This is a genomic window from Acetobacter sicerae (genome assembly GCF_011516765.1).
Classification (GTDB): Bacteria; Pseudomonadota; Alphaproteobacteria; order Acetobacterales; family Acetobacteraceae; genus Acetobacter; species Acetobacter sicerae.
Window position 1 is genome coordinate 82,723 of the sequence record NZ_JAAABN010000012.1, and the last position, 26,437, is coordinate 109,159.

Annotated in this window: 21 protein-coding genes and 1 tRNA gene; 15 read left to right on the forward strand and 7 right to left on the reverse strand. The window is 58.3% G+C overall.

Features of this window, described 5'->3' with window-relative positions:
- The first annotated feature begins 50 nt into the window (after positions 1 to 50).
- Complete coding sequence (locus tag GVI59_RS13320; protein ID WP_173574697.1) at positions 51 to 1,589, forward strand: gamma-glutamyltransferase; 1,539 nt, start codon at positions 51 to 53, stop codon at positions 1,587 to 1,589.
- A 605-nt stretch (positions 1,590 to 2,194) separates the two neighbouring features.
- Here GVI59_RS13320 and glnA read toward each other — a convergent pair.
- Both glnA and GVI59_RS13330 read right to left on the reverse strand, forming a co-directional pair.
- Positions 2,195 to 3,640, reverse strand: a complete 1,446-nt coding sequence (gene glnA, locus GVI59_RS13325; protein ID WP_077813332.1) for a type I glutamate--ammonia ligase — start codon at positions 3,638 to 3,640, stop codon at positions 2,195 to 2,197.
- Between the two features lie 161 nt (positions 3,641 to 3,801).
- Positions 3,802 to 4,140 (reverse strand): P-II family nitrogen regulator, encoded by a 339-nt coding sequence (locus tag GVI59_RS13330; RefSeq protein ID WP_010666746.1) that lies wholly within the window; start codon positions 4,138 to 4,140, stop codon positions 3,802 to 3,804.
- A 274-nt stretch (positions 4,141 to 4,414) separates the two neighbouring features.
- Between GVI59_RS13330 and GVI59_RS13335 the strand changes: the two genes are divergently transcribed.
- From GVI59_RS13335 to GVI59_RS13345, 3 genes are all read left to right on the forward strand, one after another.
- A complete protein-coding gene (locus tag GVI59_RS13335; protein WP_173574698.1) occupies positions 4,415 to 5,596 on the forward strand; it encodes an aminotransferase in 1,182 nt (393 codons plus the stop codon).
- A gap of 63 nt (positions 5,597 to 5,659) precedes the next feature.
- Positions 5,660 to 5,735, forward strand: a tRNA-His gene (locus GVI59_RS13340).
- A gap of 164 nt (positions 5,736 to 5,899) precedes the next feature.
- Positions 5,900 to 7,750, forward strand: coding sequence for a tetratricopeptide repeat protein (locus GVI59_RS13345; protein WP_242013098.1), 1,851 nt, complete (start codon positions 5,900 to 5,902; stop codon positions 7,748 to 7,750).
- 24 nt (positions 7,751 to 7,774) lie between these two features.
- Here the strand turns inward: GVI59_RS13345 and mazG are convergent, their stop codons facing one another.
- From mazG to GVI59_RS13365, 4 genes are all read right to left on the reverse strand, one after another.
- Positions 7,775 to 8,617 (reverse strand): nucleoside triphosphate pyrophosphohydrolase, encoded by an 843-nt coding sequence (mazG, locus tag GVI59_RS13350; protein ID WP_242013099.1) that lies wholly within the window; start codon positions 8,615 to 8,617, stop codon positions 7,775 to 7,777.
- Between the two features lie 248 nt (positions 8,618 to 8,865).
- Entirely contained in the window at positions 8,866 to 10,257 is a 1,392-nt protein-coding gene (locus GVI59_RS13355; protein ID WP_173574699.1) for an NAD-dependent succinate-semialdehyde dehydrogenase, read from the reverse strand.
- Positions 10,258 to 10,335: 78 nt separating this feature from the next.
- Complete coding sequence (locus GVI59_RS13360; protein WP_173574700.1) at positions 10,336 to 11,493, reverse strand: iron-containing alcohol dehydrogenase; 1,158 nt, start codon at positions 11,491 to 11,493, stop codon at positions 10,336 to 10,338.
- Positions 11,494 to 11,578: 85 nt separating this feature from the next.
- Positions 11,579 to 12,172, reverse strand: coding sequence for a TetR/AcrR family transcriptional regulator (locus GVI59_RS13365; protein ID WP_173574701.1), 594 nt, complete (start codon positions 12,170 to 12,172; stop codon positions 11,579 to 11,581).
- A 334-nt stretch (positions 12,173 to 12,506) separates the two neighbouring features.
- On the opposite strand from GVI59_RS13365, the gene nth reads away from it, so the two are divergent.
- From nth to GVI59_RS13385, 4 genes are all read left to right on the forward strand, one after another.
- On the forward strand, positions 12,507 to 13,241 hold the full coding sequence (gene nth, locus GVI59_RS13370) for an endonuclease III (protein ID WP_242013100.1): 735 nt from the start codon (positions 12,507 to 12,509) through the stop codon (positions 13,239 to 13,241).
- A 237-nt stretch (positions 13,242 to 13,478) separates the two neighbouring features.
- Positions 13,479 to 14,648: an efflux RND transporter periplasmic adaptor subunit gene (locus tag GVI59_RS13375; protein ID WP_338422102.1), complete on the forward strand. Its 1,170-nt coding sequence runs from the start codon at positions 13,479 to 13,481 to the stop codon at positions 14,646 to 14,648.
- Complete coding sequence (locus tag GVI59_RS13380; protein ID WP_173574703.1) at positions 14,641 to 17,757, forward strand: efflux RND transporter permease subunit; 3,117 nt, start codon at positions 14,641 to 14,643, stop codon at positions 17,755 to 17,757. Before GVI59_RS13375 ends, GVI59_RS13380 begins: the two co-directional genes overlap by 8 nt.
- Entirely contained in the window at positions 17,754 to 19,289 is a 1,536-nt protein-coding gene (locus GVI59_RS13385; protein ID WP_173574704.1) for an efflux transporter outer membrane subunit, read from the forward strand. The genes GVI59_RS13380 and GVI59_RS13385 overlap by 4 nt, the downstream gene beginning before the upstream one ends.
- Before the next feature lie 139 nt (positions 19,290 to 19,428).
- On the opposite strand, the gene GVI59_RS13390 is transcribed toward GVI59_RS13385, so the two are convergent.
- Positions 19,429 to 20,355, reverse strand: a complete 927-nt coding sequence (locus GVI59_RS13390) for an AraC family transcriptional regulator (protein WP_173574705.1) — start codon at positions 20,353 to 20,355, stop codon at positions 19,429 to 19,431.
- A 260-nt stretch (positions 20,356 to 20,615) separates the two neighbouring features.
- On the opposite strand from GVI59_RS13390, the gene GVI59_RS13395 reads away from it, so the two are divergent.
- The 7 genes from GVI59_RS13395 to GVI59_RS13425 all read left to right on the forward strand — a co-directional run bounded on the left by GVI59_RS13395 (position 20,616) and on the right by GVI59_RS13425 (position 26,374).
- The gene (locus GVI59_RS13395; RefSeq protein ID WP_173574706.1) at positions 20,616 to 21,347 is read left to right on the forward strand and encodes an SDR family NAD(P)-dependent oxidoreductase; all 732 of its coding nucleotides are present in this window, start codon (positions 20,616 to 20,618) and stop codon (positions 21,345 to 21,347) included.
- Positions 21,348 to 21,627: 280 nt separating this feature from the next.
- Positions 21,628 to 22,620 (forward strand): tetratricopeptide repeat protein, encoded by a 993-nt coding sequence (locus tag GVI59_RS13400; protein WP_173574707.1) that lies wholly within the window; start codon positions 21,628 to 21,630, stop codon positions 22,618 to 22,620.
- Positions 22,621 to 22,626: 6 nt separating this feature from the next.
- The gene (locus GVI59_RS13405) at positions 22,627 to 23,343 is read left to right on the forward strand and encodes an LON peptidase substrate-binding domain-containing protein (RefSeq protein ID WP_173574708.1); all 717 of its coding nucleotides are present in this window, start codon (positions 22,627 to 22,629) and stop codon (positions 23,341 to 23,343) included.
- Positions 23,344 to 23,374: 31 nt separating this feature from the next.
- Positions 23,375 to 23,563: a Trm112 family protein gene (locus GVI59_RS13410; protein ID WP_173574709.1), complete on the forward strand. Its 189-nt coding sequence runs from the start codon at positions 23,375 to 23,377 to the stop codon at positions 23,561 to 23,563.
- 52 nt (positions 23,564 to 23,615) lie between these two features.
- Entirely contained in the window at positions 23,616 to 23,939 is a 324-nt protein-coding gene (locus tag GVI59_RS13415) for a hypothetical protein (RefSeq protein WP_338422103.1), read from the forward strand.
- Positions 23,940 to 24,044: 105 nt separating this feature from the next.
- Positions 24,045 to 25,583: a hopanoid C-3 methylase HpnR gene (gene hpnR / locus GVI59_RS13420; protein ID WP_173574710.1), complete on the forward strand. Its 1,539-nt coding sequence runs from the start codon at positions 24,045 to 24,047 to the stop codon at positions 25,581 to 25,583.
- 356 nt (positions 25,584 to 25,939) lie between these two features.
- Positions 25,940 to 26,374, forward strand: a complete 435-nt coding sequence (locus GVI59_RS13425; RefSeq protein WP_242013101.1) for a hypothetical protein — start codon at positions 25,940 to 25,942, stop codon at positions 26,372 to 26,374.
- The last annotated feature ends 63 nt before the right edge of the window (positions 26,375 to 26,437 follow it).

Sequence of the window (26,437 nt, forward strand, 5' to 3'; positions counted from 1 at the left end):
GGCAGTCAAACTGTGATGATGGCCAGCAGCAATAATGGAGTGTCTCTCGCGTGCGTGAACGTCCCGTAAGCTTTCGTTCTGTTTCGTGCGGCGAGACGCCTGTTGTGAGGGGCGCTGGTCGGAAGGTAGCGGTGGCCCGGCGCATCGGCCTCCTGCTGGCCATGACCGGCATGATGTCCGGCTGTTCGTGGATATTCGGGACACCGTCCCAGAGCGAGGCTGACGAACATCCGGTTCTCTCCCTGTATGGCGCCGGGTCGAAGATGCTGACGGGGTATGTGGGCAATGTCGTCGCTGACGAGCCGCATGCCGCTCTGGCCGCGATGACCGTCCTGCAGCGGGGCGGAAACGCGGCCGATGCCGCATCCGCTCTCGGTCTGGCGTTGTCGGTGACACTGCCTTCCCGTGCCTCTCTCGGCTCTGGCGGCGCTTGTGTGGCCTGGCGTCCCGAGGATCGTGGCCCTGGCCGTGCTTTTCTGTTCATGCCGACGGGCGATGCGCCGGCTGATCCTGTGTCGGGCGTTAGGAACCGCGTCGACAGGCCTGCCTCGATCCCCATGCTCGCACGTGGTCTCTTCCTGATGCAGTTGCGTTACGGCAGCGTTGATTTTGCCGAGACGACACAGCCGGCCATCACGCTGGCCCGAAACGGTATCGAAGTGGGTTCACAGCTGGCGGCTGATCTGGCCGTAGTGCAGGCGCCGCTTCTGGCGGATGAGGGCGCGCGTCGTATTTTCGGACGCTCTGACGGCACCGTGCTGAAGGCTGGAGACATCTTCACCCAGCGTTATTTGACCGGCACTCTTGAGCGCATACGGTCGGCCGGTTCGGGTGATCTTTATACTGGTGCGCTGGCTCAGGTTCTGGTGGCGTCGAATGAGACAACCGGCGGAGGTCTGACTATGGTCGGGCTGCGAGGGGCTGTTCCGATCGAAACGACGCCTCTGACCGCGACCATCGGCAATGTGAAGGTATCCTTTGTGCCGCCTACTGCAGACGGAGGCTATGGTATGGCCGCCGCCTGGAAAGCGGTTGAAAACGGCCAGACTGCTGGAGATACCGGAGCCCGGGCCGTCGCAGGCTGGCGTGCAGCAGAAGGCCGCGCTTCCATTTCTACTCTGACCGCTCGTGCGCAGGCGCTGCTTGATTCCGGCAAAATGCCGGGAGGAAGCAGCCTGCCGAACCTGCCGGCTTCGACGTCTTTTGCTGTGGTGGACAGAAAGGGTGAAGCTGTCGCCTGTGCTGTTTCGATGAACAATCTGTTTGGCACCGGGCGTGTCGCAGGCTCAACCGGTATCGTGCTGGGAGCGTCTGCCGCCCATCGTCCCCGTCCGATCCTGCCTGCCGGAATTGCGCATCAGGAAGGGGAGTTTCTGGCAGCGGCGACAGCATCCGGGCAGGCGGATGCGGCTGACGCTGCTGGCGCCGCGTTGTCCGGCGCTCTGGCCGGAGACATCAAGGCGGCCACAGCTAACGGTCGCGCCAATGCGATTTCATGCCGCAACGGATTGCCGGGTGGCAGTAATCACTGCTTCGGCTGGGTTGACCCGCGTGGCAGTGGGTATGCAACGGGTTCTGACCGAAACTGAGGTTGATGGGCCGGTAGAGGGCAGACTTGCGGGACCATTTCCACGGAGTGCAGAAGCTTGATTGTGGAAATGGTTGCAGGGGCTTTTTTGTAAGACGCTCGTTTTGCAAACAGGAGGGAAGACAGGATTCTGCCTTTTCATCCCTTTATTTAACCAATTGGGATCAAAGGGACCGCGTTCCTTTGTGGGATCCGGAGCAAAACCTTGGAAAATCATCCTGCAAAGTATTCAGGGGTCTTTTGAAACTCTCTTGAAGCAGTTTAACTTTTGCAAAAAAGAAACGGCACTTAGTTGATCCTGCTGTTCGGTGGATTTGAATATTCTGACTGCTGCTGAGAGCCTGCGACTGCCAGCACGCCATCTGTAGCCCAGAAATGTTTGAAGCAGAATCTTTGGTTTCGAATGAAACCTGACGGACGATTTTTCCAAAAAGCTGGTATTTCTTGGGCGCTGACGGTGGTCTGTGCTCAATACCCGAAGTAAACAGGCCCCTGTCCGTTCATCGGATTGATATGTTTATTCCGAAAGCTCAGGACGCATTACCCAACAAAAAACGCGGCCTGTTAAGACCGCGTTCCTTGAAAGTCTAACTCTGTCTGAAAGGATCAGACGGAGTAGTACATTTCGAACTCAACCGGGTGCGGGGTGTGCTCGAAGCGATACACGTCTTTCCACTTCAGCTCGATGTAGCTCTCGATCTGGTCTTTCGTGAAGACGCCGCCTGCAAGCAGGAACTCGTAGTCAGCTTCCAGAGACTGAAGGGCTTCACGCAGCGAACCGGCAACCGTCGGGATCTGCTTCAGCTCTTCCGGTGGCAGGTCATACAGATCCTTGTCCATGGCGTCGCCCGGGTGGATCTTGTTCTTGATGCCGTCCAGACCAGCCATCAGCATGGCGGAGAACGCCAGATAAGGGTTGGCGGTCGGATCCGGGAAGCGAACCTCGACGCGCTTTGCCTTCGGGCTCGTCGCATACGGGATACGGCAGGAAGCGGAACGGTTGCGGGCAGAGTAAGCCAGCAGAACCGGAGCTTCAAAGCCAGGGATCAGACGCTTGTAGGAGTTGGTGGACGGATTGGTGAACGCGTTCAGCGCCTTGGCGTGCTTGATGATGCCGCCGATGTAGTAGAGCGCCGTGTCGGACAGATCAGCATAACCGTTGCCAGCGAAGGTCGGCTTGCCGGCTTTCCAGATCGACTGGTGAACGTGCATGCCCGAGCCGTTGTCGCCATAGATCGGCTTCGGCATGAAGGTTGCCGTCTTGCCGTAGGAAACAGCGACGTTGTGGATGCAGTATTTGTAGATCTGCATGAAGTCGGCCGAGCGGACCAGCGTGTCGAACTTCGTGCCGAGCTCGTGCTGGGACTGTGCGACTTCGTGGTGATGCTTTTCGATCGGCAGGCCCATCTCGCCCATCGTCGTCAGCATTTCAGCGCGGAGATCGTTCTCGCTGTCGACAGGAGCGCAGGGGAAGTAACCACCCTTCACGCCCGGACGATGGCCGAGGTTGCCCTCGGGGTATTCCTTCAGGGAAGCGCCGGGACCTTCGATGCTGTCGAGCTGATACTTGCCGTAGTTCGGGCCTGTGCCGAACTGGACGTTGTCGAAGATGAAGAATTCAGCTTCCGGACCGAAAAAGGCCGTGTCGCCCAGACCGGTGGACTGCAGGTACTGCTCGGCGCGCTTGGCGGTGGAGCGTGGGTCACGGTTGTAGAGCTGGCCTGTCGCCGGATCGACGATGTCGCAGATCAGGATCAGCTGCGGCTTTGCGGAGAACGGGTCCATGACGGCTGTCGTCGGGTCGGGCAGCAGGACCATGTCGCTCTCATTGATGGCTTTCCAGCCGCCGATGGAGGAACCGTCAAACATGAAACCTTCTGTGAAGGTGTCTTCTTCGATCGTCGTAATATACTGCGTGGTGTGATGCCACGTTCCGCGAGGATCGGTGAAGCGCAAGTCGACCAGCTCGACGGAGTTTTCGTTAATGAGCTCAAAAACCCGGGCTACTGCTTCCGACGACGCTTTGGTCGAACCGGTTTCTTTTTTCGCCATTAGTGCCTCTACCTGCCTGTTAGCGCCGCCATCGCGGCCTTCAGATTTGCGGTTCGCCGTTCCATCCTGAGAAGGGTCGATCGATACCGCACCGAAACTTTTTTGTCCTATGCCGGACATCCTAGCAAGACGCAAAAATCATCCAGCCTGCGGATTGTCCGTCAGATGGCGTCTCCCCCGCGTTCGCCTGTGCGAATACGGACCGCGTCATCGACCGGAATGATGAAAATTTTTCCATCACCGATTCGTCCGGTGCGCGCTGCATTGGAAATCGCCTCTACCGCTCGTTCCGCCAGATCATCGGGGCAGACGACTTCGATCTTCATCTTGGGAAGGAAATCAACGATATATTCCGCGCCGCGATAAAGCTCGGTGTGCCCTTTCTGGCGCCCGAAACCTTTCGCTTCGATCACGGTAATACCTTGAAGACCGAGTTCGTGAAGTGCGTCCTTCACCTCGTCAAGTTTGAATGGCTTGATGATGGCCTCAATCTTCTTCATGTCCCTGTCGTCACACCAATGTCTGTTGCGGCCAAGCTTCTAGCATGCGAACGGCAGCGATTGAACTGCGGTTCAGGCAGAACAGTTGCACGGGTTTGTCTTGCGGGCAATCGGGTTGACACCGAAATAATCCTGTCATCCGGGCGGTAGCCGCCGATTGTTGACGGAGACCTGAACGCAGGGCTTATTTCCAGTCCCTCCCGCTCTCAGCGCAGTGGAGCGGATGTCGCAGAGAACGCCTCCTTCTTTTCATCAGTCAGGCCCGGGGGTCACCGTGAAGCCATTGAACCATCAGTTGACGCAGTTGCCGACGACCATCTTCACGGTCATGTCCGCATTGGCCTCAGAACATGGCGCTATCAATCTGGGGCAGGGATTCCCTGATACGGAAGGACCGGCCCATCTGACTGAAGTTGCGGCGCAGGCGCTTCTGGACGGTCGCAACCAGTATGCGCCTCTGACGGGCCTGCCGGAGTTGCGCGAGGCGGTCGCGCGGTCGAACGTACGCTTTTATGGATTGCAGATCGATCCGGCGCGTGAAGTGATCGTGACGTCCGGCGCGACAGAGGGGCTGGCTTCATCACTCGCAGCCCTGCTGAATCCCGGCGATGAGGTGGTGGTCATTGAGCCAGCTTATGACACCTATCTCCCCATGATCCGGCTTCTGGGCGCTATCCCGAAGCTGGTGCGCCTGACGCCGCCGGAATGGTCACTGCCCCGCGATGAACTGGCAGCCGCCTTCGGACCGAACACCAAGGCGATCATTCTGAACTCGCCGATGAATCCTGTAGGGAAGGTCTTTTCTGAGGATGAGTTGCAGTTCATCGCGGGGCTGGTCGCCCGGCATGATGTGTATGCGCTGTGTGATGAGGTGTACGAACATCTGACCTTCGGGGCGCGCCATATTCCGCTGATGACCCTGCCGGGAATGCGTGAACGCTGCATCCGCATCGGCAGCGCCGGAAAAAGCTTTTCAATGACGGGCTGGAAGGTCGGATACATTACCGCGCCCGTTGCTCTGGCGACCGTCATTGCCAGGGCCCATCAGAATCTCGCCTTTTCCACGGCTCCGAATCTGCAACGCGCCGTGGCTGTCGGGCTGGATCAGGATGCCGCCTACTTTGAGACGCTGGCGTCCGAGATGCAGCTGCGGCGGGATATTCTGGCGTCTGGTCTCAGGGAGATGGGTTTTTCCGTGCTTCCCTGTGACGGAACCTATTTTCTGACCGCAGATATTCGTGGGGTCGGGGAACTGATGACAGGAGCCGAGACCGATCTGGAATGGAGTCGGCGTATGACGGTTGAGGCCGGGGTGACGGTCATTCCTGTTTCGGCGTTCTATGACGGAGCCTTGCCGGGCGCTCCTTCCCATCTGGTGCGGTTTGCATTCTGCAAGAAGCCCATCATTCTGGAGCAGGCGCTCACGCGTTTGCGGGATCGCATCGGGCGGGGATAGAAAATAGCAAATTTTCTATTGACGGGGTGCCTCGCAATTCTCTATTAGCAGGCCCGCTGTGTGGCGGACGTAGCTCAGTTGGTAGAGCGCCGGTTTGTGGTACCGGTTGTCGCGGGTTCAATCCCCGTCGTTCGCCCCAGCAATGAAAATCCCTGAAAACTGATATGTTTCCGATCTCAGCCTTTTGGCTGTGTCGCTGTGCATCATCTGTCCGGAGAGATGCGACGCTTCACGCCTCTCCTTCGCTCGAAACCCCGCCAAAAACCTGCTATACGCACAGCCTTCTGTTTCGTGGAGGCCTAATTGAAGGATCACTTCCCGACTTCCTTCGATATGGCGGAAGAAGCTTCCTATGATGAACTGAAGGCTTTGCTGGCCCAGAAGCCCGGTGATCCGCTTCTGCTGCATGGAATTGCGAAAGCGGCCTTCACGCAGGGACGGTTCGATCAGGCCGTCGGCTATGCGGGGCTGGCTATCAGAGCTGATCCCCGCGCTGAATTTCACGTCACCCTCGGGCTGGCGCTTCTCCGATTAGGCCATGTCGAAGCCGCCCAAGGCGCACTCAGGGTCGCCGTGCTGACGGACCCGAGCAATCCCTCCGCACAACTGGCGCTGTCTGAAGCCTGCGAGATGGCCGGACAGCTTGTCGAGGCAGAAGCGGCGCTCCGTATGGCGCTGGATCTACGGCCTCTGGAAGCGGGCTATCCGCTGGTTCTGTCGCAGTTTCTGGCGCGACATGGTCATTTCGCCGAGGCGCTCACCATGGCGCGGCGCGCCACACGACTGGCAGCCGCCGATGACGTCACGACACGGCAACACGAAGCAACCCTGCTCAATGCATCAGGCGATCATGCTGGAGCTGAAACGCGGTTTGCGGAAATCTGTAACCTTCGTCCCAACGATCCGGCTGCATGGGCCAATCATGGAGCCATGCTGTTTGAACTCGGTCGTCTGGATGACGCATGCGCCGCACTGGAAGAGGCAACGGTGCTCGGTCTGCCCACAGCCGAGACACTGACCAACCTCGGGCTTGTGCATATTGCGCTTGGTCATCTTGTAGAGGCAGAAAAAGATTTTTCCAAAGCGATTGCGCTAGGACCCGGTGACCTCCGCGTTATGCTCAATCAGGCGACGCTGCTGAATGATCTGGGGCGTCGGGAAGAAGCGGCGACCCTCTTCCGGCAGGTCATGAAAAACGCTGCGGGAACAGTGGATGCGACAAGAGCGCGTTTCAATCTTGCTACTGTGGAGCTTGCAGAAGGCCGTTTCCCTGAAGGCTGGCAGGATTTCGAAGCACGGCGTCTGCTGCTTCAGCCTCTTCCCCGGCCGGATCTCCCCGACTGGGATGGCAGTCCATCAGAAAAACCGGTCATGCTGTGCGGTGAGCAGGGATTGGGCGATTACATTCAGTTCCTGCGTTTTGTGCCGGTGGCGGCAGAGCGCGCGCCCATCTATCTGCTGGCGCCGGACAGTCTGGCAGCACTGGTCGAGCAGTCTCTGACGCTTCCCGTCTGGAAGCGGATTTATGAAGGCGGCAGGCTGAAACTCATCACCTCGGCCAGTGACAAAACCGTGGTGGCGAAAGCCTCTCTTCTAAGTTTGCCCTGTCTTCTGAACGTGGGGCGACCGTCGGAAACAGCGCCCTATCTCTGTGCTGCACAGTCGCGCGTTTCGCAGGACAGACAGCGGCCACGCATCGGACTGTGCTGGTCGGGTAATCCCGGCTACCGCTTCGATCGACGACGCTCGATTGCGTCGGACCTGCTTGAGCCGCTTCTGGAAATTGAGGGTGTGCAGTGGGTTTCTCTGAACAGAGGTCCGGCTCCCTCAGGCTTTGAACTCCTGCCGGAAGACGGCGATATGGCTGCGACCGCCGCCAGAATCAGCACACTTGATCTGGTGATTTCCGTCGATACCGCCATCGCTCATCTCGCGGGCGCGATGGGTGCGCCGCTGTGGCTCCTGAACCGGTTCGGCGGCGACTGGCGCTGGGCGGGGGGTAACTGGGACCGGCAGACAGGCCGCCATCTCTGGTATCCACAGGCGCGGCTGTTTGCTCAGGAAACGGCGGACAGACCGGACATCGCCTGGCGGGAACCGATCGCCAGAGTGGCGGAAGCTCTGCGATCCTTCATCGCCAGTCGTACGCCATAATTATTCGGAAAATCCGGTGAGGTGTCAGGATTTTTCCTGCTTCTTGACTTCGTTCCAGACTGCGTCGAGCTTTTCCACATCGCACTCCGCCGGTGTCAGACCTTTCAGGGCGAGCAGGCTTTCGACGGCCTCGAAGCGACGGGTGAACTTGCCGTTGGCCTGTCGCAGGCAGGTCTCCGGATCGAGATCGAGCCTGCGGGCCAGACTGGCGACGGAAAAGAGCAGATCGCCCACCTCGTCCTGAAGAGCCGCCTTATCGCCGGACGCGATTTCCGCCTCCACCTCGGCCAGTTCCTCATGCACCTTGGCGACAACTCCGCTGATATCCGGCCAGTCGAACCCGACACGCGCGGCCCGGGACGCCAGCTTGCTGGCGCGGAGCAAGGCAGGGAGCGCCAGCGGAATGCCCGCCAGCGCGCCATGCTCCGAACGCTTCTGCCGTTCCTGCTCCTTGTTCTGTTCCCACTGCGCGGTCAGAGCGGCCCGGTCGTCGCGGATATCCTGCGCCTCGCCAAACACATGCGGATGACGGCGCACCATCTTGTCGGCGATACGGCGCGTTACTTCTGCGAAATCGAAACGCTGCTTTTCCTCGGCAATCCGGGACTGGAACACGACCTGCAACAGAAGATCACCGAGTTCATCCGCCGTCTCATCCCACGATTCCCGCTCGATGGCGTCCGCCACCTCGTAGGCTTCCTCTATTGCGTAAGGAGCCACGGTTGCCGGTGTCTGCTGCACATCCCACGCGCATCCGGTTTCCGGGTCACGCAACTGCGCCATGATCTGAATGAGGCGTTCCAGTTCATGGCCTGCATCAGCAACGGAGGCGTCCATGAAAGAGTCTGAAGGGAAGGATTTGCTCATGGTGTGCTCCGTGGAAACTTGGATGCGATGGTTTGGGCCGGTCAATGCTGATTACGGTAAATGAAAGGAGCCTGCAGGAACAGGAGCGAAGTACGGATCATGGGAGGATTGCGTGATTGCTGTTTCGGCGACCCTCGTAATTTCCCGAAGGCGCGCACAGAACATTCGCCAGTATTCCCTGATAGGCAGTGGTTTTAATTGTAGAAGGGATCGGGAACTGATTCTGTTGCCCGATCCCCCTGATCTCATCAGAACGCTGCGTCGATATCCACCACGTTGATGAGCTTGTGGTTGACGAACTCCTTGATGCCCAGACCGATCAGTTCACGGCCATAGCCTGAGTTCTTGATGCCGCCGAAGGGCAGGTCCGCCTTGGGCGAGAGCGGATGGTTGATGACCACCATGCCCGTGCGGAGGGCGCGAGCCACGCGGGCGCCGCGGGCTTCGTCCTTTGTGAAGACGCTGCCGCCCAGACCATACGGGGAGTCATTGGCGATTCGAATGGCGTCCGCTTCGTCTTTCGCACGGTAGATCTGTGTGATGGGACCGAAGAACTCCCAGTGTCGAGCTGCGTTTTTCTCATCCAGATTGGACATCAGAAGCGGCTGGAAGAAAGCTCCCTGTTCGGGAACAGGCGCGCCAATCACCTCAACCTTTGCGCCAAGATCCATCGCTCGTGTTACCTGATCACGCAGATCATCGGCCGCTGCCTTGGATGACAGAGGAGCCAGCGTGGTCGTTGGGTCCATCGGATCGCCAGCTTTGAGAGCCGCGACACCTTCCTTGTAGAGAGCAACGAAGCGATCATAGATGGCGTCAGCCACAATCAGGCGTTTGGCGGAAACGCAGACCTGACCGGCGTTCCAGTGACGACCGATCACCGCCCAGCGAGCCGCTTTCTCCACATCGGCATCCTCAAGCACGATGAAGGCATCCGCGCCGCCCAGTTCCATGGTGGCTTTCTTCAGAGCTTTACCGGCAATGCCGGCGATAACCGTGCCAGCACCTTCAGATCCCGTCAGGGCGACACCGCAGACGCGCGGGTCATTCAGGATCATGGCGGTGTGCGGGCGTGCCGCATAGAGGTTACGGAACAGACCTTTGGGCAGACCGGCTTCCGCCATCAGCGTATCAAAGGCAGCGGCGCACTGCGGCAGGTTGGAGGCGTGCTTGAGCAGGACGGCGTTACCGGCGGAAAGCTGCGGCGCGATGATGCGAACCACCTGATAGAAAGGGAAGTTCCACGGTTCAATCGCCAGCACGATGCCCAGCGGTTCGTGAACCAGAACAGGTTTGCCCTCAGCCGGATCAGCGACAGGCAGTATTTCAGGCTTAAGCAGTTCTTCGGCGTGATTGGCATAGTATTCGAAAATTTCGGCAGAAAGAATCACTTCTTTCTTTGATTCTTCAAATAGTTTTCCCATTTCCAGCGTGCCGAGTCGGGCATATTTGTCGATGTCACGACGCAGGATGGCGGCTGCGGCGTTCATCACCTTCGCACGCTCTGCGAAGGACGTGTCACGCCAGACTTCGAAGGCGGCATGGGCCTCGGTCAGTGCGGTCTGGACTTCTGTATCCGTAGCATCGGAGAAGGTCGCGACAACTTCGTTGGTATAGGGATTGGTCGTGGCGTAAGCCATTTAAAGCCTCTTTCTTGTCAACTTATTGATGTCGGGAGAACGGGTGTGTTCGCGCTCCCGATGGTCGTGATCTGCAGGTCAGGCGGCGGTTTCCAGAATTTTGCGGCTGACATCGAGCGTGACATCACCGTTTTCACCCAGATGAGTCATGCCGTGATCTTCAAGCTGTCTGACCAGATCGTTGATGCCTTCGGCTCCGATGTCGTAGGCAGACAGACGGGTCGGTACACCGAGGCTTTCAAAGAATTCCTCGGTTTTGCGGATGACGGCGTCGATGCGCTCATCCTCTGTGCCATCGGTGATGTTCCATACCCGCGCTGCATATTGCAGAAGCTTGGCGCGCTTTTCGTTGCGCCGAACCTTCAGCAGGGCAGGGAACACCGTGGCCAGAGTACGAGCGTGGTCGATGTGGTATTTCGCCGTGATTTCATGACCGATCATGTGAGTGGTCCAGTCATGCGGCACGCCTGCGCCAATCAGGCCGTTCAGGGCGAGAGTGGCGACCCACATGAGGTTGGAACGCAGATCATAATCATCCGGTGTCGCTACAATGCGCGGCCCGATCTCGACCAGACTGGACAGCAGCCCTTCGGAGAAACGGTCCTGAGCCATGCCATCGACCGGATAGGTCATGTACTGCTCCATCACATGGACGAATGAATCCACCACACCGTTGATGACCTGCTTCATAGGCAGGCTCATGGTGCGCATGGGGTCCAGCACGGAAAAGCGCGGATAGACCAGCGGGTTGGAGAACAGCAGCTTGTCACCGGTGGACTGGCGCGAAATTACGCTCAGGCAGTTCATCTCGGAACCGGTCGCGGGCAGCGTGACGACCGTGCCCAGCGGGAGCGCCTTTTTCGCGGCTTCACCCTTGCTGACCAGAATGTCCCACGGCTCGCCTTCATACGGCACGGCCGCTGCGACAAATTTGGTGCCATCCATGACTGATCCGCCACCGACGGCGAGAAGGAAGTCGAGCTTTTCCTTCCGCACCAGAACCACGGCCTTCATTAGGGTTTCATAGGTTGGGTTGGCTTCGATGCCGCCAAATTCACGGAATGTCCGGCTGCCCAGTGCGGCCCTTACTTCGGCCAGCGTGCCGCTGCGTTCTGCGCTTGAGCCGCCATACAGCACGAGCACGCGGGCTTCAGGTGAAAGCTGTTCGTCAAGCCGGGCAATCATGCCTTTGCCGAACAGTATCCGGGTGGGGTTGTAGAATTCAAAGTTCTGCATTTTCACACCTACTAGACCGGTCGACTATATTAGACCGGTCGTCTATTAAAATGAGAGGACAAATTGCCACGCTCTGCTTCGGAAGCTAGATGTCCAGTAGTTGCCTGCTTGCCATCCAGGCATGATCAAACGGCGGGGAGTTGCGCGTAATCTTTGCTAAAAGCGTCGAGCCCAGCCAGAGCTGATACAGTGACGCAGCCAGCATCTGTGCGGGTTGCTTGCTGTGGATCGACCCTTCCGCCTGACCCCTGGCGATAAGGGTGCTGAGGCGGTCAATAACAGCACGCGTGCCAATATTCAGAATAGCCCGCATGGGTTCAGATAAGTCTGATACTTCTGCTGCCAATTTTACGATCAGGCATTTGTTTCCAATCTGCCCGTCGATGTGTGTATCACGCCAGAATGTAAAGTAACGCGTGATCCGTTCTATAGCGCTTTCATCATCATTTCTGATGATGTCATCCATTTTTATCAGATAGTCTTCGATGTATGACTGTAGCAGAGCTTCGCCAAAGGCTTCTTTTGATTCGAAGTAATGGTAGAATGACCCTTTGGGAATGCCTGCGACATCCAGTATCTGCGCCAGACCAACCGCAGAGAAACCTCGCAGGCCGATCAGCGGTCTGGCCGCTTCCAGTATATGCTGTCGAGCAGCGCGATGTTTGTCCGCGATCTTCATGATGATGTGTATAGGCCTGACTGAATGAGGTGTCTATATAAATTAGACCGGTCGTCTATTTTTTTCTCTTCGATATCCATCATCAGTCACTCTCCATGATTCTTGCTCTGGTAATATGCGGCGTATTGAATTGACATCTGACGAATAATTGGAGGGAAGGGTTGGGCCGCACCACAGCCTCATATGTACTCGCCCAGTTCGCCTGCATGGATATAGTTTTCCCGTCCGGAAATAAGGCGGTCGATATCTCTCTGCCTAAGTTCGCCATTCATCCGGAATAAATGCGCATTCTTCTGCTTTTGACGAACGTTCCATTCTGACCAATAACAGCAGCATGGCCTCCACGCGCTCCAAAAAAACCGCACCCGTAAAAGCAGACATTCCCCGTCTCCCCAACGGGACCGCCATCGCCTCCCGCGACATGACAAAGCCGGAAATCATCCGCTTTCTGGCCGATCTGGCGAAGACATGGCCGGATGCCGAAACGGAGCTTGTGTTCAGCTCGCCCTATCAGCTTCTCGTCGCGACGGCGCTGGCGGCGCAGGCGACGGACAGTTCCGTCAACAAGGCGACACCCGCGCTGTTTGCGGTCGCGCCCGGTCCTAAGGAAATGGTGGCGCTCGGTGAGGAAGCGGTCGGCGAGCACATCAAGACCATCGGCCTGTGGCGGAACAAGGCGAAGAACATCGTCGCCCTGTCGCGTGATCTGCTTGAGCGTCACAATGGCGAAGTACCCGCGGACCGTGACGCTCTGGAGGCGTTGCCCGGCGTCGGTCGCAAGACGGCGAATGTCATCCTGAACGTGGCCTACGGACTTCCGGCCATGCCGGTTGATACGCACTGTTTCAGGCTGGCCAACCGGACGGGGCTGGCGCGTGGCAAGACGGTTCTGGATGTGGAGAACGCGCTGGAGGCGCGCATCCCGCGTGAGCTGCTGCGGGACTCGCATCACTGGCTGATCCTGCAGGGACGGTATGTCTGCAAAGCCCGGAGGCCTGAGTGCTGGCGCTGCGCGGCGACGAAAGACTGCCTTTATCCTGAAAAGGAAATGATCGCGCCCAAAAGGTAGAGGGGGTGTTCCGCGTTCATCAGAAAACCATGATCGTCATGTAAATGTCATTGTTGTTGCAGCAGTGATACGAGTCTGATGCCCGGTCGCCCGTTGCGCTGACTGCCTCTGTGTTCTAGGTGCAGGGACACATTCTCAGGCAGGTCTCCGGCCATTGCATCAGAGAATTTGCTCCGCCCGATGTTCCATTCTCTGGTTTTCCCTTTGGTTGCAATGAAGACTCATGACCCCTGTATCGTGCGGTTCAAGGTCGCTCTTTCGGCGGCCGGTTCTGTCTTCGGCTGGTCTGTCCGGAGCCGACAGGCATTGATGCGTATGGCCAGACAGGCCGCCGCGTTGCTGTGCATGGGCGTGCTGGCGATTGGTTCGGCGCATGCGGATGGACAGGCGCCCGTGCAGCACAGATCGGACGGACGGATCGTGGTGCCGGAAGGCTCGCCGGTGGACCGGCGACTGGCGGTTGCTGCGGTCAGTGTCAGTCACTGGAACCGTGGCACGACCGCTCCCGGCGTCATCGTGGCGGAACCGTCCCGAAACGTCACGGTCTTCTCGCCTGCGGCCGGAAAGGTGCTCGATGTCGCTGTTCGGGTGGGCGAGCATGTGGATGTCGGAGACGAAATCGCTCACATTCTCTCGGCTGACGCGGCGCAGGCGTCCGCCGACGAACTGAAGGCGCGGGCGGCGCTCGATCTCGCCAGCCGGACGCTTCGCCGTGCGCAGGGCGTGCTGGCCGCCGGAGGTGAGGCGGTCAAGGATGTAGAGACCGCAAAGACCGGCTACGCGCAGGCGCAGGCCGAAGAGCAGCGCGCCCGCACGCATCTTGAATCCCTCTCCACCAGTGTGAATGCGGGCGGCGTCATCACGCTGCGATCGCCCATCGAGGGCGCGGTCGGAAGCGTCAACACCACGGCGGGCATGAATGTCGTGGATCTGACGCAGCCTCTGGCGGTGGTGACCAACATCGCGGAGGTCTGGGCCGTCGCCAGTGTTCCCGAGCGCGACATCCGCAACGTGGAACTCGGGCAGGCCGTCAATCTGACGCTTCCCGCCTTTCCCGGCCAGATCTTCCATTCCACCGTGTCGGGTATCGAGCCGATCATGCAGGCCGATACGCAGGTGCTGATGGTGCGCGTCATTCTCCAGAATCTGGATCGCAAGCTGCATCCGAACATGTATGCCAACATGACGGTCATGGCCCCGCAGCCGGAAACCATTTCCGTGCCGCAGTCGGCGCTGGTCATGAACAACGATCAGGTGACGGTGTTCGTGGAGACGGCCCCGCATGTGTTCGAGCGCAGGGAGGTTCAGGTCATTTATGATGACGGCGCTCTGTGCCGGGTGACCTCCGGGCTTGCTCCCGGCGCCCGTATCGTGACCACCGGCGCGATCCTGCTCAACGATGATTAACGCCATCATCGCGGGATGCCTGCGTCAGCGTAAACTCGTTTTTCTGGGTGCGTTCATTCTGGCTGTCGCCGGCCTGTTCGCATGGCGCAACATCGCCATCGAAGCCTATCCCGATCTTGGAGCGGCGACCGTGCAGGTCTCGACACAGGTGCCGGGTCTGGCCGCCGAGGAGATCGAACAGCAGATCACCATTCCGCTCGAGCGTCAGCTCGCCAGCACGCCGGGGATCGTGGACACGCGTTCCAGCAGCACGTTCGGGCTTTCTCTGATCACGTTGATCTTCAAGGACGGCACGGACGTCTATTTCGCCCGGCAGCGTGTGACCGAGCAACTGGCGCAGGTCACGGTGCCGTATGGCGCGACGCCGGGCCTCGGGCCGGTCACAGGCCCATCCGGCGAGATTTACCGCTACACACTGGAATCCGACCGCGCCAACCTGATGCAGCTTTCGGATATCCAGCGCTGGATCGTCATGCCGGCGCTCCAGCAGATCCCCGGCATCGCGGCGGTCAATAATTTCGGCGGTTTCACCAAGGAATATCAGCTCGTCCTCAATCCCGGCGCGTTGCAGCGTTACGGCATCGGCCTGAACGACGTCATCACGGCGATGCAGAACAACAACGCCAATGCCGGCGGCGGACGGGTGACGCGCGGCGAGCAGTCTTACGTGGTCCGTGGTTCCGGCCTCGTCCGGACGCTGGACGACATGGGCGAGATTGCCGTCAACCAGCATCACGGCGTGCCGATCCTGCTGAACGATCTGGGGCGTCTCCAGATGGGGCATCAGGTGCGGGAAGGCATTCTGGGCAAGGATTCCAACCCGGACACGATCGAGGGCATCGTGACGATGCTCAGCGGTCAGAACGCTTCGCTGGTGCTGGAAAAGGTTCATGCGCAGGTGAAGCTGCTGCAGAAGCAGCTTGATCCGCTGGGCGTGAAGATCGTCCCCTATATCGACCGCGATACGCTGGTGAACGCGACCACCGACAAGGTGATGGACACCGTCTTCAAGGGTGTTCTGCTGGTGGTCGTGGTGCTGCTGGTGTTTCTCGGCAGTCCGCGCAGCGCACTGGTGGCGGCGGTGACCATTCCGCTGGCGCTGGCGATGGTCTTCGTGATCATGGATCTGGCGGGGATGCCCGCGAATCTGTTTTCGCTGGGCGCCATTGATTTCGGCGTGGTGGTGGACGGCGCCATCGTGGTGACGGAAGCGATCCTGCGCATCCGCGAAGAGCGGCCGACGCAGAAGATCCAGATGAAGGACATTCTTGGCGTCACCAACCATATCGGTCGGTCGATCCTGTTCTCCACGCTGATCATCATCGTGGCCTACAGCCCGCTGTTCGCGTTCGACGGAGCGGAAGGCAAGCTGTTCCGCCCGATGGCCTTCACAGTCAGTTTCGCGCTGTTCGGTGCGTTGCTCAGCGCCACGATGCTTACGCCTGCTCTCGCGTGGCTGGCCATGCGCAATCCGCATCGGCTGTTCCACAACCGGCCGCTGGAATGGCTGCATCACCAGTATATCCGCTGGCTGGGTCATATCGTGGATCGGCCGTTTCTGGCCTATCTCGGGGGTGGGGCGGCCTTTGCTCTGGTGATCGTGCTGGGTCTCAGCACCGGACGCGAGTTTCTGCCTGAACTGGACGAGGGCGCGCTGTGGCTTCAGGTGGGACTGCCATCCGGCATCTCGCTCGACAAGGCCAGCGCCATGGCGAGCGAAATCCGCAAGGCCGTGAAGGAGTTTCCTGAAATCTCCTACGCCATCACGCAGCTTGGGCGGAATGATTCCGGCACAGACCCCTGGACGCCATCCCATATTGAAATGCCGGTAGGGCTGAAGCCCTACAGCACATGGCCCTCTGGCGAGACCAAGGCGCAGTTCGAGCACCGTCTCCGCGACCGGCTGCGGCAGATTCCCGGCATCAGCTTCGATATCAGTCAGCCGATTGAAGACGGCATGAACGACCTTGTCGGCGGCGCTCATTCACCACTGGTTCTGCGTGTCTATGGTCAGGATTTCGGAGAGTTGCGACGGATCGGCAACGAGATCGTGCGTATTCTGCATGCCGTTCCCGGCACACGCGACGCCTCGATCTTTCAGGGACCGGAAATTCCGGAACTCTCCATTGCCGTGGACCGTCCGGCCATCGCCCGTTATGGCGTTTCGGTATCAGACGTGATGGCGGTCATCCAGAACGGCATCGGCGACGCGCCCGTCACGCAGGTCTATGTCGGTGACCGGACCTACAACATGACGGTGCGGTTCCAGCCTGACGAGACGGCCAATCTTCAGAAGCTGGGGCACCTTCCTCTGACCGGCACGTCGGGCGATCACATTCCTCTGGAAGCGCTGGCGAAAATCAGGCTGGAAACAGGCGAGAGCAATATCGCCCATGAATATAACCGGCGTCAGATCACCATCCGCGTGAACAATGGCGACCGGCCACTGTCACAGTATCTGACGGATGCCCAGACCCATATCGATCGTGAAGTGCATTTCGACACCACGAAATATCGTCTGGAATGGGCGGGAACCTTCCAGCAGCAGCAGCGGGCGCAGGCCCGGCTGAGCGTGGCGCTGGCCATCATGTTCGCCGTGATGCTCATGCTTCTGTTTGGAGAATTCCGCCTGTTCCGTCAGGCCGTGCTGGTGCTGGCCGTCGTGCCTCTCGCCACGCTGGGCGGCCTGATCGCGCTGCATGTGCGCGGGGAGACCCTGAACGTCGCCACCGTGGTCGGCTTCATCGCGCTGTTCGGCGTGGCGATCCAGAACGGAATCATCATGATTTCCAACATCAACAGACTGCGCTCGGAAGGTAATTCCCTGCGCGACGCCGTGCTGGAAGGAGCGGGCGAGCGGTTCCGTCCTGTTCTGATGACGGCGACGGTCGCTTCCGTCGGTATGCTGCCGGCCGCGATCGCAACCGGCATTGGCACGGACGTGCAGCGCGGTCTGGCGACGGTCGTGGTGGGCGGACTGGGGATCGCCACCATCCTCACCCTGTTCATTCTGCCGACCTATTACGCCGAGATGGAAGCCATGTTCGAACGGCGGCGTCAGAGCCGGATGGACGCGCTCCAGAACGGCGACGCGGGAGACCGGTCATGACGTGGAACGGCCGTTTCAGCACTCTGCCTCGTTATGTCGGAGTGTCGCTCAGCGTCCTGATACTGGCGGGCTGTGCGGTCGGACCGGACTTCCACCGACCAGCCGCGCCCGTGACGGCTTATGTGCAGGGCGGTCTGCCCAAGAGCAGCGGTGGGCGGGCAGGATCACAGTCGGCGCAGGATGGCGATCAGGTTTTCCAGCCCGGCGCGGACATCCCCGCCGACTGGTGGCGGCTGTTCCATTATCCGGAACTCGATCAGCTTCTGAAACGGGTTCTGGCGCGCAATCCGTCTCTGGAAGCTGCGAAACAGTCGCTCTACGCCGCCCAGCAGGACAAGCTGGCTTCGGAAAGCGCGCTGTATCCGTCGGTCAGCGGTTACTTCAATCCGGCCCGTTTCAAGACGTCTCGGGCCTATTCCAACGTGCCGATGGCCAATTCATGGCTTTACAACATGCATACGGCGCAGCTGAATATTTCCTATTCGCCGGATCTGTGGGGCGGGGTGCGCCGTCAGGTCGAAGCTGCCGCTGCCGAGCGGGAGGCGCAGAAATACCAGCTTGAAGCGGCCTGGCTCACGTTGACGAGTTCCGCCGTGGATGCGGCCATTTCCTATGCGATGGTGCGTGAGGAAATCGCTGTCACCAATGTGCTGATCGACCAGCAGGAGAGGGTGCTGCATTCCATGGAGATGCAGCAGAAGCTGGGCGATGTGTCGATGGCCGATCTGGCGCAGCAGCAGACGCTTCTGGCGCAGACCCGCGCGACATTGCCGACCCTCCGGCAGACGCTGGACGCCCTGCATGACGAGATCGCGGCGCTGGCGAACGATCCGCCGGATCAGCCGACGCCGGAGTTCGAACTGGCCCGCTTTACGCTGCCTGCCGAACTGCCCGTCAGTCTGCCCGCACAGCTCATCAATCAGCGGCCGGACATAAAAACCGCTGAAGCCTACTATCACGTTGCCTGCGCGCATGTGGGCGTGGCGATCGCCAACCGTCTGCCGAACGTGCAGCTTGGGTTCTCACCGGGCTTTGCGGCGGCAAGCATCGCTCAGATGGCGGCGCCGGGCTTTGGTCAGTGGGAACTGGCGGCAATGTTGAGTCAGCCGCTCTTCGACGGATTTGAATTGCAGCATCAGGAAACCGGGGCGCGCCGCCGTTACGATGAAGCGGCCGCGCAGTATCGCTCGACCATCACCACGGCGGTCGAGGACGTTGCTGACAGTCTGAATGCTGTTCACAATGATTCCGAGATGCTGATCCAGACAGAGAACGCGGCGCAGGCGGCGACGAGAAGCGCCAGCATCTCACAGGCGCAGCTTCGTCTGGGTGATGTCAGCCGGGTGGCAATGCTGAATGCGCAGCAGGCCGAGTTGCAGGCGAAACTGGCTCTGGCGCAGGCGCAGGGCGCGAGATTGTCCGATACGGTCGGGCTGTTTCAATCGCTGGGTGGCGGCTGGTGGAACCGCGTGGATGACCCGGCGAACCAGCGGAAAGCGGGTGGCAGAAAGCGATCATCGCAAAAGGGCTGAAGCGTTTTGACGTCTGGCCGTTTCTTGCCAATGCGGGCTCTGGTCACGTCCAGCAAGGAGCGCGTGCTCCTGATAAGTCGGGAATAGCAGTGTCCAAAAGCAAGCCGTTGGTGAGGAAGGAGCAAAGTCTACAAAATCCCTACCGCCAGATCGCTTCGTTCTCATCCTTGTAACGGTCGATGCCGATCGTGCGGATACGTTTCATGTCGGCATGAGGCGGCAGGCCGAACACCTTCCTGTATTCCCGATTGAACTGGGAAGGACTTTCATATCCCACGCGAAATCCGATTTCAGCCACGGACATCGCGTCATGGAGCAGCATACGGCGGGCTTCCTGCATCCGGAGGCGAAGGCGGTACTGCAGGGGGGTGAGGTTGGTGGCCTGCTGGAATTTCTTGTAGAATCGGGAGCGGCTCATCCCGGCAAGATGGGGAAGGGCGGTCATGTCTCCATTTTCAGTGAAACTCTGCCTCAGGAAGGCAATGGCCCGATTGACGCCGGACAGATCGCTTCTGTCATTGGCAATGTCATACAGTGTTTTTCCCTGCTCCCCCGCAAGCATCCGGTAAATGATCTCCTTTTTGATCAGAGGCGCGAGAAAATGGATATCCTGTTCCGAATTCAGACAGTTCAGTAAACGCAGCACCGTATCGAGCAGATCATCGGTCAATGCGCTGAGCCCCATGCCTGAACGGGAAGAGGGACGCGGCAGGGCCTCTGAGCCGCATGCTTCGATCACTTCCAGAATATCCAGTGGAGAGAAAGAGATGCAGGCTGCGAGATAGGGCTTTTCGGGTGAGGCTTCTGTGATCATGCCTGAGACCGGCAGATCGACTGTTGAGACGAGATACTGACGCTCGTTATAGTCGTAGATTCTGTCGTAAAGAGAGACCTGCTTGCTGCCCTGCACGACGATGTAGATACGGGGTTCGTAAACGAAGAGAACGGGATCGGTTTTCCGCTCGGATTTATAGAGGGTCAGGCAGTTTATGGCGGTCCTGACGACTTTATCCTGACAGAGAGCAGCGACGCGCGACTGGATTTTTCTGAGGGTATCAGAAGTCATGAAAATAGTCCGGGCGATTGGCGCTGTGGAAAATCAGGCAATTTTTTAGGAAGATCATTCTATCCCATTCATGCCTTTTGAGCGCAAACCTCACAGCATGAGGACAGGCGGAAACGGCAAGGAAACGAGGTGTCGTGATATTGATGTCCCACCTTGCCTGTCACCGTTCTGCGTGGCCGGGAAGGCAGGGATTGTGGATTTCTCATCATACCTATGGCCAGAAGCCTCTCTCGACATCATTGAGAACAGGGATATCAACCATGACTGATCGTGTTGCTGTCATTACCGGTGGAAGCCGTGGAATTGGCGCGGCTGTGGCCGAACATCTCGCCAGAGACGGATTCGATATCGCGTTTTCCTATGCGCGGAGCGAAGCGCAGGCTAATGAGTTGTGCAGGAAAATCGAGCAGATCGGGCGGAAAGCCAAGGCCATTCAGGCCGATGGCGCGACCGTTGAAGGCAACAAAAAAATCATCGCCGAAACCGTGAAGCATTTTGGGCGGATTGATGCGTTGGTGTGCAATGCTGGCGCTTATCCTTACACAACCATCGATCAGGCCAGTATCGAAGACATTGAGAAAGTTCTGAACCTCAACGTCCGTGGCGTCATGATCGAGACACGGGAAGCGCTCCAGCACATGAAGAGTGGTGGTCGCATCATCCTGATGGGGTCGGCCTTTGCGGGGCGTCTGCCTTTCCCCGGCCTGTCTCTCTATGGCGCGACCAAAGCCGCGCTGCGTGGCTTTGCGCAGGGCGCTGCCCGTGACCTCGGTAAGAAAGGCATCACCATCAACGTAGTGGAGCCGGGCCCGATCGACACAGACATGAACCCGGCGGATGCCGAGGGCGCGGCGGCGCTTGCAGGCTTCGTCGCGACCGGCGCTTATGGTCATGTCGGAGACATTGCCCGCATGGTGGCGTTCCTCGCCCGACCGGATGCCGGGTATGTCACCGGGGCGGCCATCCCCGTGGATGGCGGACTGCTGGCCTGATTGCGGCAAGAGCGGGGATATGCCTTTCGTGTCATGGCTGTCCCCCTCTTGAAACGATCCTGTCTTCAATCCACCTGAAAGGCAGAACTGTCGCTGCTCGTTTTTCTTTCTGAAGAGCGTGGCGGTGCAGTGGTGTTTTGAGGAAGCCTGCCGGAGGAGGACGTTCGCTCTGAAGGCGGGTTTCTGTTTTCGCGTCCCTGCGCTAAACCTGAGCCATGGCTAAACCTGAGCCTGGTGCAGGCAGGCGTGTGACGGTTGCAGGAAGGCAGGATTGCAGACGATGGATTATATAATCGGCCAGAACCGTTCAGCGCCTCCCGCCGGTAGCGGAGCCGGCCCGCATGGTGGGGCTTCGGTGGCTCCCGGTCAGAAGGCTGGCGGCGACATCATCATGGATGGAACCGAAGCCAATTTCATGCAGATCGTGCTGGAAGCCAGCCGCAATGTGCCGGTTCTGGTTGATTTCTGGGCGGACTGGTGCGGCCCCTGCAAGCAGCTGACGCCGGTCATCGAGCGCGTTGTCACGGCGGCCAAGGGCCGGATCAGACTCGTCAAGGTCGATATCGAAGCCAACCGCAACCTTGCCGCGCAGCTGACCCGTCTGGGGCTGCCGCTTCAGTCCATCCCGATGGTGGCGGCTTTCTGGAAAGGTCAGATTCTGGACCTGTTCCAGGGCGCGCTTCCGGAAAGTCAGGTCAAGCAGTTCGTTGAGACTGTGCTGAAGGCCGCTGGTGGCGGCACGCTTCCGAGCGCCGATCTGCTGGTGGAGGCCGGTGTGGCGATGGAGGCGGGAGAGCCTGCCCGTGCCGCCGAGCTTTATTCCGCGGTGCTGGAAGATGAAGCCGAGAATCCGGCGGCGTGGGGTGGTCTCATCCGCGCCATGCTGGCGCTGGACGATGAGGAAGCGGCGGCTGCGGCGCTGGCCGATGTGCCTGTGGCCATCACAGCGCATCCGGAGGTCGAAGGCGCTCGCGCGGAGCTGGAACTGAAGCGTGAGGGCCGGAAGGTGGCGGGTGAAGCTGATGAGCTTCGCAAGCGCATTGCGGCTAACCCGGATGATTTTGACGCACGGATGGATCTTGCCAATGCGCTGAATGTCGCCGGTCACCGCGAAGAGGCGGCTTCCGAACTGCTGGCGATCATCAAGGCGGACCGTGAGTGGAAAGAAGGCGCTGCCAAACAGCTGCTGTTCAAGTTCTTTGAAGCGTGGGGACATACGGACCCGGCAACAGTGTCGTCGCGTCGTCGTCTTTCTTCCATGCTGTTCTCCTGAGGAGGAATGGGTCTGGCTACAGGTTCTCACTTTTTCGATGACAATACGCCGCGGAGAGTTCCCCGCCTCGGTGACATCACCCTGGCGGATCTTCCGGCGGAAATAGGGCTTTTCCCTCTGTTCGGCACTCTGTTGCTGCCCCGGGGGAAGCTGCCGCTGAATGTCTTCGAGCCGCGTTATGTCGGGCTGATCGAGGATGCTCTGGCTGATCAGAGGCTGATCGGCATCATCCAGCCATTCAGCGAGATTGACGATGATGAGGACTTTGCGGCGGAACCACATCTGTTCGAGGTGGGGTGCATCGGTCGAATCACATCTTTCGTGGAGCGACTGGACAATACGTACGCCATTACGCTGACGGGTATCAGCCGTTTTCGTTATCTGCGTGAGAGTGAAGGCGCGCGCGGATATCGTCGCGCGCGTATCGATGTTTCCGCTTATGCGGGTGATCTGAATGAGATTCCCTCCGCGCCGTTTGACCGGAAACTGCTGCTGGAATCGCTCAAGGAGTATTTTGAGTCCCGCGGCATGGGCGTACGGTGGGAAGTGATCGATCAGATGGCGGATGACGCCCTTCTGGTTGCGCTGCCGATGATCTGTCCTTTCCCTTCTCCGGAAAAGCAGGCATTGCTTGAGGCGGATACGCTGACCGAGCGGGCGCGGGTGCTGCAGTCTCTTCTTGATCTTTCCGGATCGCAGAACGGCGGCGCCCGGCCTGTATAGAATTTCTGTTTGTTTTTTTTTGGAGACAGTCATGACGACCACCGAGATTTCACCCCCTCTGGATCAGCGGCTTCTGTCTCTTCTCGTGTGCCCGGTGACAAAAGGGCCGCTGATCTATGATCGTGAGGCTTCGGAACTGATCAGCGAGCGTGCCGGTCTGGCTTTTCCGGTTCGGGATGGAATTCCGATCATGCTGCCGGAAGAAGCCCGCAAGCTTTGATCCGGACCGTTTCGGTTCAGAAAGTACAATGTGTCGCCCGGCCATAATGAATGTGTCGCGATGGGTTTTGATCTTCACGCCTGTCGCCTTTCTGGCGTCCTGCGGACTGTCCGGCACTGATCCGAGGGCCGGTGACAATATTGATGTCCCGCCGGAGCGCCCCGGTCGCAATATCCCTGAAGCAGCCGAAGCGGAGGAACGCCATGAGCGGGAGGCGAATTATCAGACGCCGCCTGCGGGGGGTGGCGTAAGGGAGGGCTATGAGCCCGCGCCTTATGCAGGCACGGCGCTGCCGAAACCCGGCACGTCCAATGCGACCCCTGATACTGAAGTCACATATGGTAAACCGGATTCAGGGCAGAACAAACCACGGTAACCTGTCAATGAATAGGAGGTATTTCCCGAAAACGTGTGACAATGCTCCTTATTCGGTCGACAATACGTAACAAGAATACTGAAGTGAAATCCCGGAGGCGACCTCATGAAACTTTTGGCGGTACATCCCAGTGCATTGATGTACACAAGAGTGTTTCTAAGACTGGAGCCTCTTGGGCTGGAACTGGTGGCGGGTGCTGCGAGAAACGCAGGTCACGATGTGCAGCTCATAGATCTGCAGGTTGAGAAGCATAAGGATTACTGGAAGCTGGTCGAGGAATTTCGGCCTGACGCTGTCTGCTTCTGCGGAAATTATCTCGCGAACATCCCCGAAATTGTCGATCTTTGTAAAGAGACGAAAGATCGTTTTCCGGATTGCTTCACCATTGTAGGCGGTCATTCCGTTTCTTTCATTCCGCAGGATGTTCTTGGTCTGTCGGAAGGCGCGATCGACTGTATTCTCAAGGGTGAAGGCGAGCCCAGCATCGGTCCGTTGCTTGAAGGCTGGCTGAATGGTGATATTTCCCAGGTGCCGGGCGTTGTGACGACGGAGTTCGAGGGGCCGCCTCCGACATTCGTCAAAAGTCTTGACGAAGTGCGGCCCGCTCGTGATCTGCTACGTCACCGGAACAAATATTTTATTGGTACGCTTGATCCGGCAGCTTCCATCGAATTCGCGCGTGGTTGCCCCTGGGACTGCACGTTCTGTAGCGCCTGGACTTTTTATGGTCGTTCCTACCGCACGGCTGATCCGAAAGTTATCGCCGATGAACTGGAAGCTCTGAAGGAGCCGGGCGTCTTCATTGTTGATGACGTCGCGTTTGTTCATGCAGAGCACGGTCTGGCGATTGCTGCGGAAATCCGCAAGCGTGGGATCAAGAAGGAATATTACCTTGAAACCCGCGCGGATGTCCTCCTCCGCAACAAGGAAGTTTTCAAGGAATGGAGTGAGATCGGCCTCAGTTACATCTTCATTGGTCTTGAAGCTGTCGATGAGGAAGGACTGAAAAAATTCCGTAAGCGTGTTTCTGTGGACCGCAATTTTGAAGCGCTTGAATATGCCCGTTCACTGGGACTGATGGTGGCGATCAATCTCATTGCGGATCCGTCATGGACAAAAGAGCGGTTTGAGACGATCCGTCAGTGGTGTCTTGAGATTCCGGATATCGTCAATATTTCGGTGACGACGCCTTATCCGGGTACGGAGATCTGGCACAAGGAAGCGCGTCGTCTCACAACGCGAGATTATCGTCTTTTTGATATCCAGCATGCGGTTTTACCGACGACATTGTCCCTGCCCGAGTTCTACGAGGAACTGGTGAAAACCCAGCAGGTTCTGAACACCAAGCACATGGGGTGGTCAGCTCTTCGGGATACGGTCGGAATCGCAGCCCGTCTGCTGAGCAAAGGGCAGACGAACTTTGTTAAAATGATCTGGAAGTTCAATTCCGTTTTCAATCCCAAACTGCAACTGGCGGATCATATGCGCAGGCCGCGTTATGAGATGCCTGTCCAGCCGGATGTGGTTGATAAGATGAACGTCAAGGAGTTGTATGTTCACGGTCCGGGGGGACGCAAATCCCGTACTCTGGATGATGATACTGAAAAATTTGTCGATCAGACCCGTATGGGGGCTGATGCCTGAGGAAATAACTCAGGTTATGTGAAAACGGCGGAAAGCTGCTGCCCTTTCGTCGTTTTTATTAATTCCCTGAGAATGGGGGCAGTTTACCAGCACTAAGACAAATGAATGCGCGGATGTTTTTTTGACGTTTTTTAAGCTGCTTTTTTTGAAGCGTCAGGATAAAAACAGGTCTCAGCGATTTGAAATATTCGTTTCGCATCGTGTAGAGACACGGTTATAAACGGTTTGGTAATGGCATGCCTGCCCACATCTCTTGAGGTGCTGGAAGCTGGGTTGTATCGTTCTTAACCGTTCAGTCACGATGATTGATCTTGGTGTTATAAGCTGTCCGCTATGTGTCGGGAGAGTGGATGCTGATGAGTGACCGACGCTTGGTTGTGGATTCAGGTTACGTGGCTTCTGACATCGAGGGCGCTCAGCCGTTGGTGGAGGTCCCGGCTATACGCCAGTTATTGAGGGAGCCTTATCCCTACCTCCATAGTATTCTGGCAATGACCGTTCGCGGTCTGGATGTCGTTTCCGTGGCTGTTGGCACAATGGTCGCGGACTGGTTCGAGAAGAGCCATATCGTTCATTCGGGAGGAACGGGAATAGATGCTACCGATCTGGTGGCAGTTATGGTTTTTTGCCTGTTTCCAAAAAAGTCAAAACTTCTCGCCTTTCCAAAAATCCGTCGCGCCAAAGCGCAGGTCCGCTATCTGATCACGCCTGTTCTTGCAGGGTGGTTTGCGCATGTCTGTCTCTCGACGCGGAAATCTCACAGAAGGGTTGTACATCGGGTTAGATTATGAAAAAGTCTGTTTTGTAGAAAAGAAATTTTCGTAAGCTATAAGAAAACCCGATGCAGACAGAGT